Below are 16450 nucleotides of genomic sequence, written 5' to 3' on the forward strand. Positions count from 1 at the left end.
AGAGTTTAAAAACAATGGTTTGGCGCAAACCAAATCGTGTTTTTTTACGTTATTAGTGGTTCAACTTTATATGTTGATTATATATGGCAAAGGAAAACTTGGAATGTTCATTTTGTGGAAGAAAGAAGCCAGAGACCAATCTTTTAATAGCCGGTCTTGATGCTCACATATGCGATAGATGTATAGAACAGGCCCATAGTATAGTTGCTGAGGAGTCTAAACAATCTAAAAATCAAGATCTTTCATCTGAGTTGGTTTTAAAGAAACCAATGGAAATCAGGGATTTCTTGAACACTTTTGTAATAGGACAGGAACGTACCAAAAAGGTAATGTCTGTCGCAGTTTACAATCACTACAAAAGACTCTTGCAAGCAAAAAGCAAAGAGGATGATGTAGAAATACAAAAGAGTAACATAGTTATGGTTGGGCAAACTGGAACAGGTAAAACCTTGATTGCCAAAACCATAGCAAGAATGCTCAATGTCCCTTTAGCAATTGTTGATGCCACTGTGCTTACGGAAGCAGGATATGTTGGGGAAGATGTAGAAAGTATCTTAACACGATTGTTACAAGCTGCCGATTACAATTTAGAAAAGGCAGAAAGAGGTATTGTCTTTATTGATGAAATTGATAAAATTGCCCGTAAGAGTGATAATCCATCAATTACAAGAGATGTTTCTGGAGAAGGTGTACAACAGGGACTTTTAAAGCTTCTCGAAGGTACGGTTGTTAATGTGCCACCAAAAGGAGGACGTAAGCACCCAGATCAAAAATTTATAGAGGTTAATACAGAAAATATTCTTTTTGTGGCAGGAGGTGCCTTTGATGGTATTGAACGTATCATCACCAAGAGATTGAACATGCAGGCTGTTGGTTATAGTGCTTCAAAAGCAGAAGACAGATTGGACAATGAGAATATCCTTCAATACATTGTCCCAAAAGATTTAAAAGATTTTGGACTTATTCCTGAAATAATTGGAAGGCTTCCCGTCCTAACTCATATGAATCCTTTGGACATGAAAACATTACGTGCTATTCTTACCGAACCTAAAAATGCTATCATAAAACAATATGAAAAGCTGTTTGGAATGGACGGAATTACCTTTACCATAACAGAACAAGCTTTAAACTACATTGTAGAAAAAGCAGTAGAGTATAAATTGGGAGCCAGAGGACTTCGTTCTTTGTGTGAAGCTGTTTTTACTGATGCCATGTTTTCACTGCCCAGCAGTGAAGAAAAAGAGTTTAAGGTAACAAAGGCATATGCTGAGGAAAAGCTATCTCACGAAACAATTAAAAAGCTAAAAGCAGTCTCCTAGACTGCTTTTTTTGTTACTTTTTCTAGAAGGTGCAAACAAACTTGGGAGATTATTTTTTCATCAGAGTATAATTGATGACCAAAATTTGGTATCACGTCTAAATCCGCTCCAACTTCCTTTTCCCAAGTAGAATCAGGTTTAAACTCATCGCGTTCTCCAAAGATTAAATTCAAAGAGGTATCTGGTTTTTCATCTTCCAATCTAATTCTAGTGGGAGATATTGCTGTTAACGATTTAATAGGCAATCCTTTTAAAGCCGCCTTCCAAGCTATGGTACCACCTGTGCTAAAAGCCAAATAGTGGCTGGCTTCCGTTTCTTTTTTAAGTAAATGGGCAACAGCGGTATCAATGCCTCCACTAACAAATGCATTATGAATATTTTCTTCTGTGGTAACTGGAACATCTATATTACCCAACTGCTGACAATCGTAAAAAACAATGTCATAGTATTGTTGCAAGTATCCAAAGTAAGAGGTAATCCAAAGGCCTTTTTTTACGCCCCACATGTCTGATAAGACAACTAATTTTTCTGCCATAACTTATTATTTGTTTGGTAATCAGTTTATATTAAGATCTGGGGAACTCAAAAATTTCTGATTCAAACTTCAATCTTTAACGAGTAAAATCCATATTTATTTGTCCAAAATAAAAATTTGTTCGATGAACGGTGAAGATTTACGAAAACGTTTTCGTAAATCCTTTCTTTGATCCCTTAGGTTTTTATGTTCATCTGGAGCAGTTCTTCAATGTATGCCCTCTCATTGGATAGCCTTGGAATTTTATGCTGCCCCCCCAGTTTATTTTTTGATTTAAGCCAATCATGAAACAAATTAGGCCTTGCAATATGTACTTTGGGCATTTTTAGGGTAATATTATTGTATCGTTTTGCCTCATAATCTGAATTAAGGGACTTTAGAGCATTATCTAAAAATTCGGTAAAATAATCAACATCTTTTGGTGGTTTTCTAAATTCAATGATCCATTCATGAGCCCCTTTTTCATTTCCACTCATAAAAATGGGCGCCGCTGTGTAATCCATAATTTCAGAATCTGTCTTTTGGCATATTTGCCTTAAAGCTTCTTCCGCATTTTCAATAATAAGTTCTTCCCCAAAAGCATTTATATGGTGCTTGGTCCTACCTGTAATTCTTATTCTATAGGGGTTTACAGAAGTAAACCTGACCGTATCTCCAATCTTGTATCTCCATAGGCCGCCATTTGTAGTGATTACCACGGCATAGTTTACACCTATCTTAACATCCCAAAGAGGAATGGCTTTCTCCTCATTTCCGTAGGAATCCATAGGAATGAACTCATAAAAAATACCATAGTCCAACATCAATAATAAATCATCAGAATCATTACGGTCTTGGATGCCAAAAAAACCTTCGGAAGCATTATAGGTTTCATAGTAGTTGAAATTCTTTCTAGGCAATAATTTCTTGTACTGATCCTTATAGGGCGCAAAACTTACACCTCCATGAAAGTAAACTTCCAAATTTTCCCAGATTTCAAATAAGTGGTTCTTTCCTGTCTTTTCTAAAACTTCATTCAACAAGACAAGCATCCATGAGGGAACTCCTGCCAAGCTGGTGACATTCTCTCGGATACTTTCTTCAATAATGGCTTCCAGTTTGGATTCCCATTCGCTCATTAAAGACACCTTGCTGCTAGGTGTACTGCTATATTCTGCCCACAAAGGCATATTATCAATCAAAATAGCAGAAAGGTCTCCAAAAAAGGTTCCATTGTCCTCATAGAGTTCCTTACTGCCTCCTAACCTAAGACTTTTGCCATTAAACAGTTGGGAGTTCTCATTATTATTCAGATACAAGCAAAGCAAATCTTTACTGGATTTGTAATGGCAATCCTCTAAGGCTTCCGCGCTTACAGGAATAAATTTACTCTTGGCATTAGTGGTTCCGCTACTTTTGGCAAACCATTTTATGGTAGTTGGCCAAAACAGGTTTTGCTCGCCCTTGCGTGTTCGTTCGATCATTCCGGCCACTTCCTCATAACTCACTATGGGTACCCTATTGGCAAAATCTTCGTACTTGTTAATATCCAAAAACCCATATTGTTTTCCTATCATGGTATCTTTAGAATAGTCCACCAAATGCCTAAGTACCTCATCCTGCACATCCAAAGGGTACTTTAAAAAAAGTTCTATTTGGTGGTAGCGCTTCTTAAGTAGCCAAGAAGCAATGGAATTAAATAATGGTATTGGCATTTTTAGGTATCTTTAACCTAGAATATTGTTAGGTGTATTAGCTAAAATAGGCTATCTAACTTTCATTTTCAAATCAGCTTAAAAACATATCTATTCCACCATGCTTTACGAAGGAGTTCTGCGCAAAATGCAAACCGAGATAGGAAATCCAATTCAATACTTTTTGGTCTTTGAAAACGATTTTCTAAACATGAATCAATTATTGAACAAGGAAATACAAATTGATTTTATCAAATTCCAATGTCTCAATTGCGGAGAGGAAAGACCCATTTACCGTATGGGATTCTGCAAATCCTGCTTCTATGAAACACCTTTGGCAGGAGACTGGATCATGAAACCAGAATTGAGCACGGCACATTTGGATAAGGAAGATCGTGATTTGGAATATGAAAAAAAGGTGCAACTTCAGCCACATATTGTTTACTTGGCCAATTCCAGTAATGTTAAAGTTGGAGTTACCCGCAAAACCCAAGTACCCACCCGTTGGATCGATCAAGGTGCACATGAGGCCATAGAAATTGTTGAAGTTCCCAATAGGTATTTGGCTGGAATTACAGAAGTTGCCTTAAAAAATCATGTAAGCGACAAGACCAGTTGGCAAAAAATGCTGACTAACCGCATTGAAGATGTGGATTTGGTTGAATGGCGCAACAAGTTACAAGCAAGCGTTCCAGAGGAAGCCTCTGAATATTTTTTGGGTAAAAACTCCGAAACTCATTTAGATTTTCCAGTACTGCAATACCCAGAAAAAGTGAAAAGTTTGAATCTGGACAAGACCCCAAGCTATAAAGGTGTGCTTAAAGGAATAAAAGGGCAATACCTCATTTTTGAAGACAGTACCGTTTTCAACATCCGCGGGAATGAGGGATATTATGTTGGAATCGGAATTAGCTGAATACAATGTGAAAAACTAAATGAAACTGTGAAAACAAATACCACTCTTTTTATTTGCCTTTTCATAAGTTCCTTGGTTTGGGCCCAAGAAAAAACAAAAACGAACAAAATTCTTTTTGAACCAGGTAACATTGCAACTAAATACGTTGAATACGGTGCAACTTTTACCCTGGACCACACCGAAGTGTACTTTGCACGTAGCATGCAAGAATGGGGCAAAGGAGATATGAAAAGTAGTATCCATCATTCATTTTTTGATGGAGAAAAATGGTCCCCGCCTCAAATTGCATCCTTTTCCGGAACCTATGACGATAGTGACCCGTACATCACAGACGATGGCAAGACCATCTATTTTATTTCAAAAAGGCCTTCTTTAGAGAACACAATTTCATCGGACATTTGGACAGTTAAAAGAACATCAGACAATAGCTGGACAGAGCCAGAGCGCATGCCCAATCCAATTAATTCGGAAAAAAGCGAGTACAGCCCTCGAGTTGACATTCGCGGTAATTTATACTTTGCCTCAAATAGATCTGGTGGATATGGCCAGGGTGATTTATATGTAGCCCAGAACAATGGTAAGGGACAATTAAATGCTCCCATAAATATGGGAAATGTCATCAATTCAACAACAGGAGAATGGAATCTGGAAATTAATTCCAATGGTAACATACTCATTTTTGAGGCGTCACAAAGAAAAGAGAACGTTTCATCTTATGGCGATCTTTATATCAGTTTTAAAAGGAATAATACCTGGAGCATTCCACAAAACATTACAGAATTGAATACTTCCGGAAGTGACCTTTGTCCATTTCTGACAGATGATTTGAAGATGTTATATTTTACAAGTAGTGATAGTTTAAAAAGTACGAATACCAATATTTACGTTACAGATTTTGTTCCTATTCTTGAAAAATATCAAAAAAGAGCTTTAAACCATTAATGTATGGGACTTATCATCAAAAACAAAAGGCATTACTTGACCAGACTCCCAATATGGTTGTCCATAATTGTATTCGTTGGATTTTCACCTACACTTATTGGAATATTTGGAGCTTGGGTTTTTAAACTGAAAACAGGTCAACCTTGTCATGGTGGAGGTTGTGAGTGGTTGACATTTTCATGGTTGACAATAATTACATTGCCCATTGCAGGGCTGCTATTGCTCCTTTTCTTAATTATAATATTGATTGACTCCATTAACTTATCCCGCAACAAATAGTGCTTTCCGGTATTTAGCAGAACGCCATGGCAACAAATTGATGTTGATTATTCTAGACTAATTCACCGTGTCCTTCTTCTTTTTGCCCAACAGCCCTCCCAAAATAGATTTTGCGGTATTTTTTACCGGGTCTTCCTTTGTCGCTGAAGAATCAACTTTAGTGCTGTCTTTCTTTGCACCTCCCAATAGAGAACCCAAAGCTTCTTTTACGCCAGATGACTGCGTTTGTGCAGAATCCTTTTCATTGTTCTTAAACACATCGGCGAGCAGGTCCTTTGCCGTATCCTTCCCTTGATTCAAAAGCTTTTGTTTTTGAATATCCACCAATTGCTTGGTCAATTTAGAGACTCCAGAACTTAAATCAGTGCTTACGGTTGGGTTGGCATAGTTGCCTCCTATGTTCGCCACCACTGGAATGGTCAGATCTTCCAAACTAGAATCATCCATTTGGGCAATAAGATTGTTTACATCACTTCCTAAATATTTGGCAGGAACATCCAAGGTAGCCTTATATTGCAATTGCTTTTCAAATGTATGGCTACCATCCACATTCACAGCTATATCCTTATAGTTTATGGTAAACGGCTTCACTTTTACCGAGCCATTGTTAAAAGTCAGAGCTGTTTTTAAATCACTTAAATCTAAATCTTTAGTATTTAGAAAACTTAGTTTATTATCTAAGGCCGACAGTAAAGGTGCTTGTTTAGAATCTACTTTGGTAGAAAGTAATTCTGCTAGCAAGTCTCCTGATACTGTTGCCAAATTCGGTGTAAAATCTTCTTTTAGGTTTCCAGAAATCTTTACTTCAGAGTTTAGCTTTCCTTGAAGTGCGCTTGCCAACGGTGCCAATACTTTGAACAACTCCAATGATTGGAAAGATTCACCAATATTAAAATTGTTCATTCCCAAATCCATATCAAAAGTAGAGGTATCCTCTTTAGTGGAAACAGAGCCAGCAACATCCAGGGTGCCTCCAAACAGGTCCGACCTTAAACCTTTGACCGTTGCGGTTTCATCTCTAATAATCAAAGTGCCTTGAACATTTCTTAAGCTAAGGTTATCATACAACACTGTATTCGCCGTAACGTCAACGGTACAATCTAAAAATGATGGAATCTTGATTTTATCCTCTACACTTGAAGGAGTAGTCTCATCTGTTCGGTTTTCATGGTCTGCACTATCCTCTTCGACCATAAAATCATTTAAAGCAAATGTATTTGAGGTAAGCTTGAAATTTCCTTCCACGTTCTCATCATTGAACATAAATCCGAGTAAATTGGTCAGTGTACCGGTAGTATTAAAATCCGTACTTCCAGTTTTTCCCACAAATGAATTTAAGATCACCGTTTGCGGATTAAATGTTACTGCGGCAATATCCACAACTACCGGGTTCTTTAATTCTTCAGATGCATATTCAAAACCAGTAAGCTCCATAGTACCGCTGGTCTTCGTATTTTGATACCGCTTTTTTTCCAACGAAGCCATATCAAAAGCAGTGGTCACGTCTGCATTTAAAATTCCCTTAAGGTCGTAATCCTCTGGCACTGGATAGGCCTGAGAAATGTTTGCCAGATTTATCTTTCCGTCCATATGGGCATTTACCTTGGTATTGCCCAATAAATCTTTGATCCTAGAATTTAGGTTGAATTTGTCTTGATCAATGATAAATGACAATTTTTTGATATCTACATAGGTGTCTTCTGTTATTCCCGTAGTATTGTTGATTTCAGCATCAATAAAAACATTACGAACAGCTTTTGGTAAATCTGGGTACTTAAACGAAGCGTTTTCAGAGTTTATTTTGATATTAAAGGTAGGAATGTGGGTGTCGTCTACAATACCCTTAAATTGACCTTTAACCTCAAAATTTCCTGTGGTCTGGACATCTTCTATATTCTTTGAATAGGCTTCTGGAATCACCGCCAAAAAATTCTTGAAATCTGATGATGGCGTCTCAAAGGTTACATCCACTTCTTGATTTTCCTCATTCACTTGTACAAATCCATCAAAAACCAGAGGCAATTGGTTGATCAAGGCCTTATTTTCCAAAAAGGAATACTTGCTATTTTTTAAATCAATACTAATAATAGCATCCAGAGATAGTTTGTTGTTGTTCAAATACTTGATGCTGTCCATTTCAAAAGAAACCAAAGCATCGGTAAGGGTTTTTAGCTGAGAGTTTTCCAAAGAAAGATCTCCTGTTCCAGAGTGGTTCATTTCAGAAATCGTCAAGTGCATTCCAGTGGCAAAATCATCATAAATGATTTCGGTATTGGTGATTTCATAAGAATCCAGTGCTAAAGTGAAGCTGTTGGAGGATTCTTCTGTTGAAGATTCGGTCTTACTATTATCTTCTTGTGCTATATCATAATTGGCGTTTTCCGCCTCGTCCACTTTAATATGAAGCTTTGCTTTATCAAGCTTTAAACTTTTAATGGCAATAGGTTCTTCAGCGGTTTTAAAGAGTTCTTTTATGGACATTTTTAATTCAATCTGTCCAGAAGCAAATAAAGTATCTCCCTCAAAAGGAGCCTTGTTTACCAATGAAGTATTGGTTAATTCAACATTTGCATTGGGAAAGCTTTTGAGCAAACTGAGACTGGCCTCTTCAAAATCCAGTGTTGCATTAATGCTGTTGTTGACCTTATTTTTTATGATATCAGCTATTTTACCTTCAAGTAACAAGGGTATAGCAATAATAAGGGCAACTAAAATAAGTAGGGTTATTCCAGTAATTTTCAGGAACTTTCGTTTCATAATTTGGGTATTTTATAGCAAAATAAGCAAGAAGCTCTTAATCTAAAGATATTTCCTCCCCTAATTTTAGGTTAAATCTTTTTCGTAATAGATATACGAAAAGATATAGTAAAGGGGTGTCCAACAATGCAATAAAAATTTTAAAGACGAATCCACTGATGACCAAACCATAGAATTTATCCCAAGGCAGCACTCCAAAAGTACACAACAAACCAACCACCGTAACGGTATCTACAAGTTGAGATGAAAAGGTTGAGAAATTGTTTCTTAGCCAAAGCATCTTACCATTTGTTATTCTTTTCCAAAAGTGGTAGATGGAGATATCTATATATTGGGCAAAAAGATAGGCTAACATAGATGCCAATACTCCAAGAGGTGATAAACCAAAAACTTTGGTAAAGATTTCATTGTTAATAGGTGAACCTTCTATTGCTGGAACTTCATTGGCAACAAAAATAATGAGCATAGAGAACAATGAAGCAAATATTCCGGCGGTAACCACTTGATTTGCTTTTTTCTTTCCATAGACCTCGGAAATTAAATCGGTGATTAAGAAAGTAATCGGGTAAGGAAGAATGCCAACGGACAATTCAAACAAAGGAGCTCCAAAAATGGTAACATCTCCAAGGGGCTGCCAATAAAAGAATTTTTGAAATATAAGGTTAGACACCACCAAAGAGGTAATGAACAGAGCTCCTAAATAGAGGTAAATGGAGAACGCTACTCTTTTGTCCTTTTGCGTCATCCTGACTACTTAATGTTTAAGCTAAAGGGCATTTTGGCCTGAATTCCTCTTTGTTCTGTAATTTGTTTGAATTCCTTTAAAAATTGATATGCTTCTATACCAATCTCTTCTTGAATCAAAGCTTCACCTATTTTTGATTTTGCTCCACCCAAATCTTCCATCAAACGCTGAAAATCAGATTTATATTTTGGATATTTTCGAATTCCGTAGGAACTTAAGTTTACCATTTCCGCTGCCGCTTCAATAGCATTGTCCAAACTTCCCAACTCATCAATCAGTCCATTTTCTTTAGCATCTACACCACTCCAAACTCTGCCCTGTGCCAAGGAATCCACTGCTGCAACTGTCATATTTCTTCCAGCGGCCACACGCTCTAAAAATGTTTCGTAAGTATTTTCTATACCTTCCTGAACCACACTTCTGAACGAGTCGCTCATGGGTTCAAATAGGGAATAGTCTATAGAATTCTTGTTTGTACCTACCTGCTCTGCATTTATTCCAATGTTACCTGCCAATTCATTAATATTGGGAATTGTTCCAAAAACACCAATAGACCCAGTTATGGTTGTTGGCTCTGCAAATATTTTATCGCCGGCCACGCCAATATAATACCCTCCTGAAGCTGCTACATTTCCAAAGGAAACTACAACGGGTTTTACTTTTTTTGCCAGTTCCACCTCTCGCCAAATTATGTCGGATACCAAAGCACTTCCACCTGGCGAATTTACACGCATTACAATGGCCTTCACATTTTCATTTTCCACAGCTTTTTGTAGTGCTCTTGTTAGCAGGCCCTGTCCTATGAACTCTTTGCCACCTTCACCATAATAGATTTCACCTTGTGCATATACTACTGCAATCTTATTCTTCCCTTTTAACAATCTTTTTTTGCCTGCCACTTGAACATAATCTTGAAAATCCACATAGTTAAGCTCCTCACTCTCATCCATTCCCATTCTGTTTTTTAGCAGTACTTCATATTCATCAAAATATACTTTCCCATCAATAAGATTGGACTTTACAGCATATTCTGGCGTTCGTCCGCCCAAAGTATCGGCAATCATATTTAATCTTTCACCACTCATGCCGCGAGAACTTCCAATTTCACCCAACATTACATCCCAAATAGAAGTAATCAATTCTTTTATTTGAGTACGATTTTCTGGACTCATGTTATTGGCCAAATATGGCTCCACTGCACTTTTATACTTTCCGTGGCGAATTACTTCCATTTTAACACCGGTTTTCTCTTGCAAATCTTTGTAATAAAGCACTTCAGTGGCCAATCCTTTAAAATCCATGGCTCCAACCGGGTTTAAATACAATTCATCTGCTACAGTGGCCAAATAATAATCTTTTTGGGTATAAAAGTCAGAATGGGCATAGATGAATTTTTCTGCGGATTTAAAATCCAACAAAGTCTTTCGTATTTCTTGCACCTGAGCCATTCCAGCTTGCACAAAACTGGTGGTCATACTAATTCCCGCTATTCTATCATCTTCCTTAGCCACCTTGATCGTATGCAATATATCATCAAGGCCAACTTCATTATCCCATAGTCCACCAAAAGGGTCTGTTTCATCCTTACCTACATAATCCTTAATGGGTTCCGTAAAGCTTAACTCCAAAATTGAGCCATCTTTTACAACCACCGCATCTTCTGCATTACCAATTAAAGCCAAGAATATGAAGAACATTCCCAGCAATATTCCAAACGCCACCAAACATCCTAAAATCGCAGCCAACAGATTTCTCAAAAAATTCATCTAAAAAAAATTTTATTCTAGGTCAAATATAACCATTGTTGTATTGTTTTGTTTACTTTGTTTCCTTGATTATGGGTCAAAAACAAAAGGCATATCTTTCTTTGGGCAGCAACATGGGCGATCGTTATCTCACGCTCCAAAAAGCTATATTTCGGATTCAGCAGAAAGCAGGAGATATTCTGGCATTGTCAGCTGTTTATGAGAATCCTGCGGTTGGTTTTGAAGGTGAGGATTTTTTGAATGTATGCATTGCCATCAATACAGAGCTGCTCCCAATGGAACTTCTTAAGACACTCCTTCAAATTGAACGGAATTTTGGTAGAGAGCGCTCCGCTCAAGATGGCTACCACTCCAGAACACTGGATATTGACATTATCCTTTATGGAAATGAAGTTATCCATACTCCGGAATTGGATATTCCACACCCTAGAATGGACAGTAGAAATTTTGTTTTGAAACCATTGGCAGATATTGCGCCTCAATATTATCATCCCGTTCATAAGAAGGACATTCGCAATTTACTGCAGCAGTGCAAGGACCGTAGTAAACTCGAAAAAACCAAACTCCAACTATTTAAAAATAGATTGGCGCTTTTTTCCAAGCTTCAGTTTATTTCTATTGAAGGCAACATTGGTGCAGGCAAAACTACTTTGTGTAAGATGATCGCTGAAGATTTTAATGCCAAATTGGTTCTGGAACGTTTTGCGGACAATCCCTTTCTTCCCAAATTTTATGATGATCAAGCCCGATATGCTTTTCCGCTGGAAATGTCCTTTTTAGCTGATCGATACCAACAATTTACTGATGACACCTCACAGTTTGACCTTTTTAAGAGTTTTATGGTCAGCGACTATGATATTTTCAAATCCTTGATTTTTGCAAATATCACCCTACAGAAAGAAGAGTTCAACCTTTACAGAAAAGTTTTCAACTTCATGTACAAAGAAGTTAGAAAACCACAGATATATCTATATCTCTACCAAAATACTGAACGGCTTTTGGCAAACATTAAAAAAAGGGGACGGGATTATGAGCAAAATATTGATGCGGCCTATTTGGAAAAAATAAACAAAGGATACCTGGATTTTATAAAGGGGCATCCAAACCAAAATAGTATGATTTTGGATCTGAGCGACTTAGACTTTGTAAACAAAAAATCTGATTATGAATCCATTTTGGAGCAACTGGATGAGCGAATTCTTTTGCTGTAATTTTAGGAGAATTTTGGGAAAATGTTTGGATATAACGAATGGTTTTATTTTATTAGATCTCTCTAATTGAGAAACTAACTAACTCAAACTATATGTTTAGCCCTGAATTTTCAGGGCTTTTTTTGTTTTATACATTTAGTTTTGACCAAATATCCCACACAACAACTCCCGTACTTACCGAAATATTTAAAGAATGTTTTGTGCCAAATTGTGGGATTTCCAATACTACATCACTGGCAGAAACCACCTCTTGAGATACTCCTTTTACTTCATTGCCAAAAATAAGCGCTATGGTTTCGTTTTCTCCCGGGTTGAACTCATGTAACAAGACAGCATTTTCCGCTTGTTCAATTGCTATGGCCTGTATCCCCTTATTTTTTAACTCCCCAACAAGTTCCAACGTGTTTTCTCTATACTCCCAGTCCACACTATCCGTTGCTCCCAAAGCCGTTTTCCTAATGTCTTTATGCGGAGGTGTTGCCGTTATGCCGCACAAATAGATCTTTTGCACCAAAAAAGCATCTGCTGTCCTGAATACCGAACCTATATTATTAAGGCTGCGGATATTATCCAAAATAATGATTATTGGAGATTTTTTAGTTTTCTTAAAAGTTGGTATATCCAACCGTTCCAATTCGCTATTTTCTAGTTTACGCATCATATTTTTCAACTATCACCCTCAAAATATCAACAAAAATTTTTGAAACATCTGGAAAGCGCTACATTCGTTCTAATCTGATTTACAGACAAAAATAAAGGAATAATATCGCTTTGGCAGCTACAAAAAAAACAAAGAAAGTAACCCCCTTGATGCAGCAGTACAATGCTATCAAGACCAAACATCCTGATGCATTGTTACTTTTTAGAGTTGGAGACTTCTATGAAACTTTTGGAGAAGATGCCATAAAAGCCTCTAAGATTTTAGGTATTATTCTAACATACAGAAACAACGGAGGTGATAAAACAGAGTTAGCCGGTTTTCCGCACCATTCATTAAACACTTATTTACCCAAGCTCGTAAAAGCAGGCCAAAGGGTTGCCATTTGCGACCAGCTAGAAGACCCTAAACAAACCAAAAGTATTGTAAAACGAGGTGTTACCGAGTTGGTTACGCCAGGGGTTGCTCTTAACGATGATATTCTATCGGCCAAAAGCAACAATTTTTTGTGTGCCATACATTTTGGGCGCAACAAGTTTGGGATTTCTTTTTTAGATATTTCTACAGGAGAGTTCCTAACTTCCGAAGGATCTGCGGAACAAATGGATAAACTACTGCAGAACTTTGCACCAAACGAGATTTTGGTCTCTAAAGCCCATAAAAAGGAGTTCTTAGAGATTTTTGGAACACAATTTCATAGTTTCTTTTTGGAAGATTGGATTTTTCAGGAAGATTATGCCAACCAAAGCCTAACCTCTCACTTTAAGACCAACACTTTGCAAGGCTTTGGGATCGACCATTTAAACCATGGTGTTATTTCTTCAGGAGCCGTGTTGCATTATTTATCCGAGACGCAACATAGACAATTACAACACATAAATAAAATACAAAGAATTGCTGAAGAGGAATATGTTTGGATGGATCGGTTTACCATTAGGAATCTGGAACTCTATCATTCCAACAACCTTAACGCCATTACCCTTTTAGACATTATTGACAAGACCATTTCTCCCATGGGAGGAAGGTTATTAAAACGTTGGTTGGCACTTCCTTTAAAAAATATTGAAAAAATTCAGCAACGTCATCAAGTTGTTTCTTATCTAACCACAGAAGAAGATGAACTTGAGAAAGTACAACATTGGATAAAACAAATGGGCGATTTGGAACGCTTGATCTCCAAATTGGCCACTGGAAAAATAAACCCCAAAGAAGTAGTTCAATTGAAGAATTCTTTGGAGGCCGTTGTTCCTGTAAAGCAATTAGCACTGGAGAGCACCAACAACTCCCTAAAATCCATTGGGAAACAATTGGATGCTTGTGAAGCTTTACGTTCAAAAATCAAGGAAGTCCTCAATGAGGCAGCCCCAATAAATCTGCAAAAAGGGAATACCATTGCCGAAGGATATTCCACAGAGTTGGATGAGTTAAGAGGTCTGGCCTTTTCCGGTAAAGATTATCTGGATAAAATGTTGGCCCGAGAAACGGAATCAACCGGAATTACTTCTCTTAAAATAGCCTCCAACAATGTTTTTGGTTATTACATTGAGGTTCGTAATACCCATAAGGACAAAGTGCCCGAAACCTGGATCAGAAAACAAACCCTAGTCAATGCAGAGCGCTATATTACGGAAGAGTTAAAAGAATACGAAGCCAAAATTTTAGGCGCTGAAGAACGCATCTATCAATTGGAGCAGCAATTGTTTGAGCAACTTTTGGTCTGGATGCAGGAATATATAGCTCCCGTTCAAAAAAATGCTTTCTTAATTGCACAATTAGATTGCCTTTGTGGATTTGCCCAATTGGCCAAAGAAAACAACTATGTTATTCCGGAGGTAAACGACTCCACAAAACTCGAAATAAAAGATGGTAGACATCCAGTAATTGAAAAACAATTGCCCCTAGGCGAGAGTTATGTTACCAATGATGTCACCCTAAATCGAGATGAGCAACAAATCATCATGATTACTGGTCCCAATATGAGTGGTAAATCGGCCATATTAAGACAAACGGCCCTTATTGTTCTTTTAGCACAAATGGGAAGCTTTGTGCCAGCATCAGAGGCTACCATTGGTCTAGTGGACAAAATTTTTACCCGTGTTGGCGCCAGCGACAATATTTCTATGGGAGAATCTACCTTTATGGTAGAGATGAACGAAACAGCCTCTATCTTAAACAACCTTTCTGAACGTAGTTTGGTACTTTTAGACGAAATTGGGCGGGGTACCAGTACCTATGATGGCATCTCTATTGCATGGGCCATTTCTGAGTACCTTCATGAACACCCTGCTCGTGCAAAGACGTTGTTTGCCACACATTACCACGAACTTAATGAGATGACCTCTACGTTTGGTCGAATTAAAAACTACAATGTATCTGTAAAGGAACTGAAGAACAATGTACTTTTCCTTAGAAAACTCGTTCCTGGTGGCAGTGAGCACAGTTTTGGTATTCACGTGGCAAAGATGGCCGGAATGCCACAACAAGTGATCCAGAAAGCCAATAAGATTCTTCAAAAGTTGGAAAAATCCCATTCTAGCGAGGAAATGACAGATAAATTACAAGCAACTCAAAACGAAATGCAACTGAGTTTCTTTAATTTGGACGACCCCCTTTTAGAAGAAATCAAAGAAGAGATTTTACATCTGGACATAGATACACTCACTCCTGTTGAGGCACTTATGAAGCTTAATGAAATTAAACGTTTGTTAGGTAAAAAGAAAACAGCATCCTCTTAAAAAAGTTCTTTCTATTTTACAGAAATGTATTAAATTTGCATCCGCATCGGCAAAATCTGTTGTCTGCGAATGTTCTTTAAAATGCGAAAATAGCTCAGTTGGTAGAGCATCACCTTGCCAAGGTGGAGGTCGCGGGTTCGAATCCCGTTTTTCGCTCAAAACGCTGGTAACCAGCGTTTTTTTATTTAAGTCCTGCTCGAGTGGTGGAATTGGTAGACACGCCGGACTTAAAATCCTGTGGGCATTAGCCCGTGCGGGTTCAAGTCCCGCCTCGAGTACATAAAAACCCTGTTAATCAAATGATTTTCAGGGTTTTATTTTATTTTCTGTACAACTATTAAACAACAATCTCTGTTTTTTCATCATTTTCAAGGTTTGATAGTCCAGAATATGCACATAACATCATTTTATCGATGTTTTGAGATATTATGTCGGAAACCTCTGTATATCGTGAAAAATTATACCATAAGTTTATCCGTAAAGTCCTACCAAAAGTGTAAAAGTGGACTAAAAATATGGTACGGTCACACATTCACAGTCGGTTGCTTTAATTTTCATAGTACCAGGTCTCGTGCTGACCAAGGCCCAATACATAGTACGTTTTTTTCCGTTAGGTAAATCCATTGTTATTTTCTGGATAATTAGGTTGTCCGTTTGTGTGCGAACTATTTCCTTTGGTAGACATTGTTTTGTATCATTAGTGCACTTGCCAGTGCATAAAGCTTCCCACTGTTGACGGGTAAATCCTAGAGAAAGCATCAAATCCCTAATAGACCTTGCCTGACCCCAAGCATCTCCCTCTTCAAAGGAATCTGATTTAACCTCATCAGGTACTGTGTTATCAATTTGTTTTTCTTGCCATACAGTGTTTTTATCACACGTATTGGTCATTTTGATTTTTTCCATTTCTAAT

The 16450-nt window shown here is 37.6% G+C and carries 13 protein-coding genes and 2 tRNA genes; 8 read left to right on the forward strand and 7 right to left on the reverse strand.

Translation table 11 applies throughout. The features are described from left to right. Window positions 1-83 precede the first annotated feature (83 nt). Entirely contained in the window at window positions 84-1319 is a 1236-nt protein-coding gene (clpX, locus tag DKG77_RS14280) for an ATP-dependent Clp protease ATP-binding subunit ClpX (protein WP_109664327.1), read from the forward strand. Here clpX and DKG77_RS14285 read toward each other — a convergent pair. Beyond that, window positions 1316-1855: a hypothetical protein gene (locus tag DKG77_RS14285; protein WP_109664330.1), complete on the reverse strand. Its 540-nt coding sequence runs from the start codon at window positions 1853-1855 to the stop codon at window positions 1316-1318. The two genes, clpX and DKG77_RS14285, sit on opposite strands and share 4 nt — an antisense overlap. Window positions 1856-2031: 176 nt before the next feature. Then, a complete protein-coding gene (locus DKG77_RS14290) occupies window positions 2032-3549 on the reverse strand; it encodes a GH3 auxin-responsive promoter family protein (protein WP_109664332.1) in 1518 nt (505 codons plus the stop codon). Window positions 3550-3649: 100 nt separating this feature from the next. On the opposite strand from DKG77_RS14290, the gene DKG77_RS14295 reads away from it, so the two are divergent. The 3 genes from DKG77_RS14295 to DKG77_RS14305 are packed head-to-tail and all read left to right on the forward strand — an operon-like array spanning window position 3650 to window position 5665. After that, window positions 3650-4444 carry a DUF2797 domain-containing protein gene (locus tag DKG77_RS14295; protein WP_109664335.1) on the forward strand — a complete coding sequence of 265 codons (795 nt, stop codon included), beginning with the start codon at window positions 3650-3652 and terminating at the stop codon, window positions 4442-4444. A gap of 27 nt (window positions 4445-4471) precedes the next feature. After that, a complete protein-coding gene (locus DKG77_RS14300; RefSeq protein ID WP_133248461.1) occupies window positions 4472-5386 on the forward strand; it encodes a TolB family protein in 915 nt (304 codons plus the stop codon). Window positions 5387-5389: 3 nt separating this feature from the next. Further along, on the forward strand, window positions 5390-5665 hold the full coding sequence (locus DKG77_RS14305; protein ID WP_109664340.1) for a hypothetical protein: 276 nt from the start codon (window positions 5390-5392) through the stop codon (window positions 5663-5665). Between the two features lie 57 nt (window positions 5666-5722). Here the strand turns inward: DKG77_RS14305 and DKG77_RS14310 are convergent, their stop codons facing one another. The 3 genes from DKG77_RS14310 to sppA are packed head-to-tail and all read right to left on the reverse strand — an operon-like array spanning window position 5723 to window position 10933. Further along, a complete protein-coding gene (locus DKG77_RS14310; protein ID WP_109664343.1) occupies window positions 5723-8422 on the reverse strand; it encodes an AsmA-like C-terminal region-containing protein in 2700 nt (899 codons plus the stop codon). Window positions 8423-8459: 37 nt separating this feature from the next. Further along, window positions 8460-9167 carry a queuosine precursor transporter gene (locus tag DKG77_RS14315; protein WP_109664345.1) on the reverse strand — a complete coding sequence of 236 codons (708 nt, stop codon included), beginning with the start codon at window positions 9165-9167 and terminating at the stop codon, window positions 8460-8462. A gap of 5 nt (window positions 9168-9172) precedes the next feature. After that, window positions 9173-10933 carry a signal peptide peptidase SppA gene (sppA, locus tag DKG77_RS14320; protein ID WP_109664348.1) on the reverse strand — a complete coding sequence of 587 codons (1761 nt, stop codon included), beginning with the start codon at window positions 10931-10933 and terminating at the stop codon, window positions 9173-9175. Window positions 10934-11004: 71 nt separating this feature from the next. Here sppA and folK point away from each other — a divergent pair, with 71 nt between their 5' ends. Then, window positions 11005-12144, forward strand: coding sequence for a 2-amino-4-hydroxy-6-hydroxymethyldihydropteridine diphosphokinase (gene folK, locus DKG77_RS14325; RefSeq protein ID WP_109664350.1), 1140 nt, complete (start codon window positions 11005-11007; stop codon window positions 12142-12144). 127 nt (window positions 12145-12271) lie between these two features. On the opposite strand, the gene DKG77_RS14330 is transcribed toward folK, so the two are convergent. Further along, on the reverse strand, window positions 12272-12802 hold the full coding sequence (locus DKG77_RS14330) for an RNA methyltransferase (RefSeq protein ID WP_109664433.1): 531 nt from the start codon (window positions 12800-12802) through the stop codon (window positions 12272-12274). A 152-nt stretch (window positions 12803-12954) separates the two neighbouring features. Between DKG77_RS14330 and mutS the strand changes: the two genes are divergently transcribed. The 3 genes from mutS (at window position 12955) to DKG77_RS14345 (ending at window position 15815) form a co-directional block, all read left to right on the forward strand. Next, on the forward strand, window positions 12955-15537 hold the full coding sequence (gene mutS, locus DKG77_RS14335; protein WP_109664436.1) for a DNA mismatch repair protein MutS: 2583 nt from the start codon (window positions 12955-12957) through the stop codon (window positions 15535-15537). A gap of 83 nt (window positions 15538-15620) precedes the next feature. Beyond that, window positions 15621-15693: transfer RNA gene (locus DKG77_RS14340), tRNA-Gly, on the forward strand. 38 nt (window positions 15694-15731) lie between these two features. Next, window positions 15732-15815, forward strand: a tRNA-Leu gene (locus DKG77_RS14345). A 229-nt stretch (window positions 15816-16044) separates the two neighbouring features. Here DKG77_RS14345 and DKG77_RS14350 read toward each other — a convergent pair. Further along, window positions 16045-16443: a hypothetical protein gene (locus DKG77_RS14350; RefSeq protein ID WP_109664353.1), complete on the reverse strand. Its 399-nt coding sequence runs from the start codon at window positions 16441-16443 to the stop codon at window positions 16045-16047. Window positions 16444-16450 lie beyond the last annotated feature (7 nt).

Source organism: Flagellimonas aquimarina (genome assembly GCF_003149745.1).
GTDB classification, from domain to species: Bacteria; Bacteroidota; Bacteroidia; order Flavobacteriales; family Flavobacteriaceae; genus Flagellimonas; species Flagellimonas aquimarina.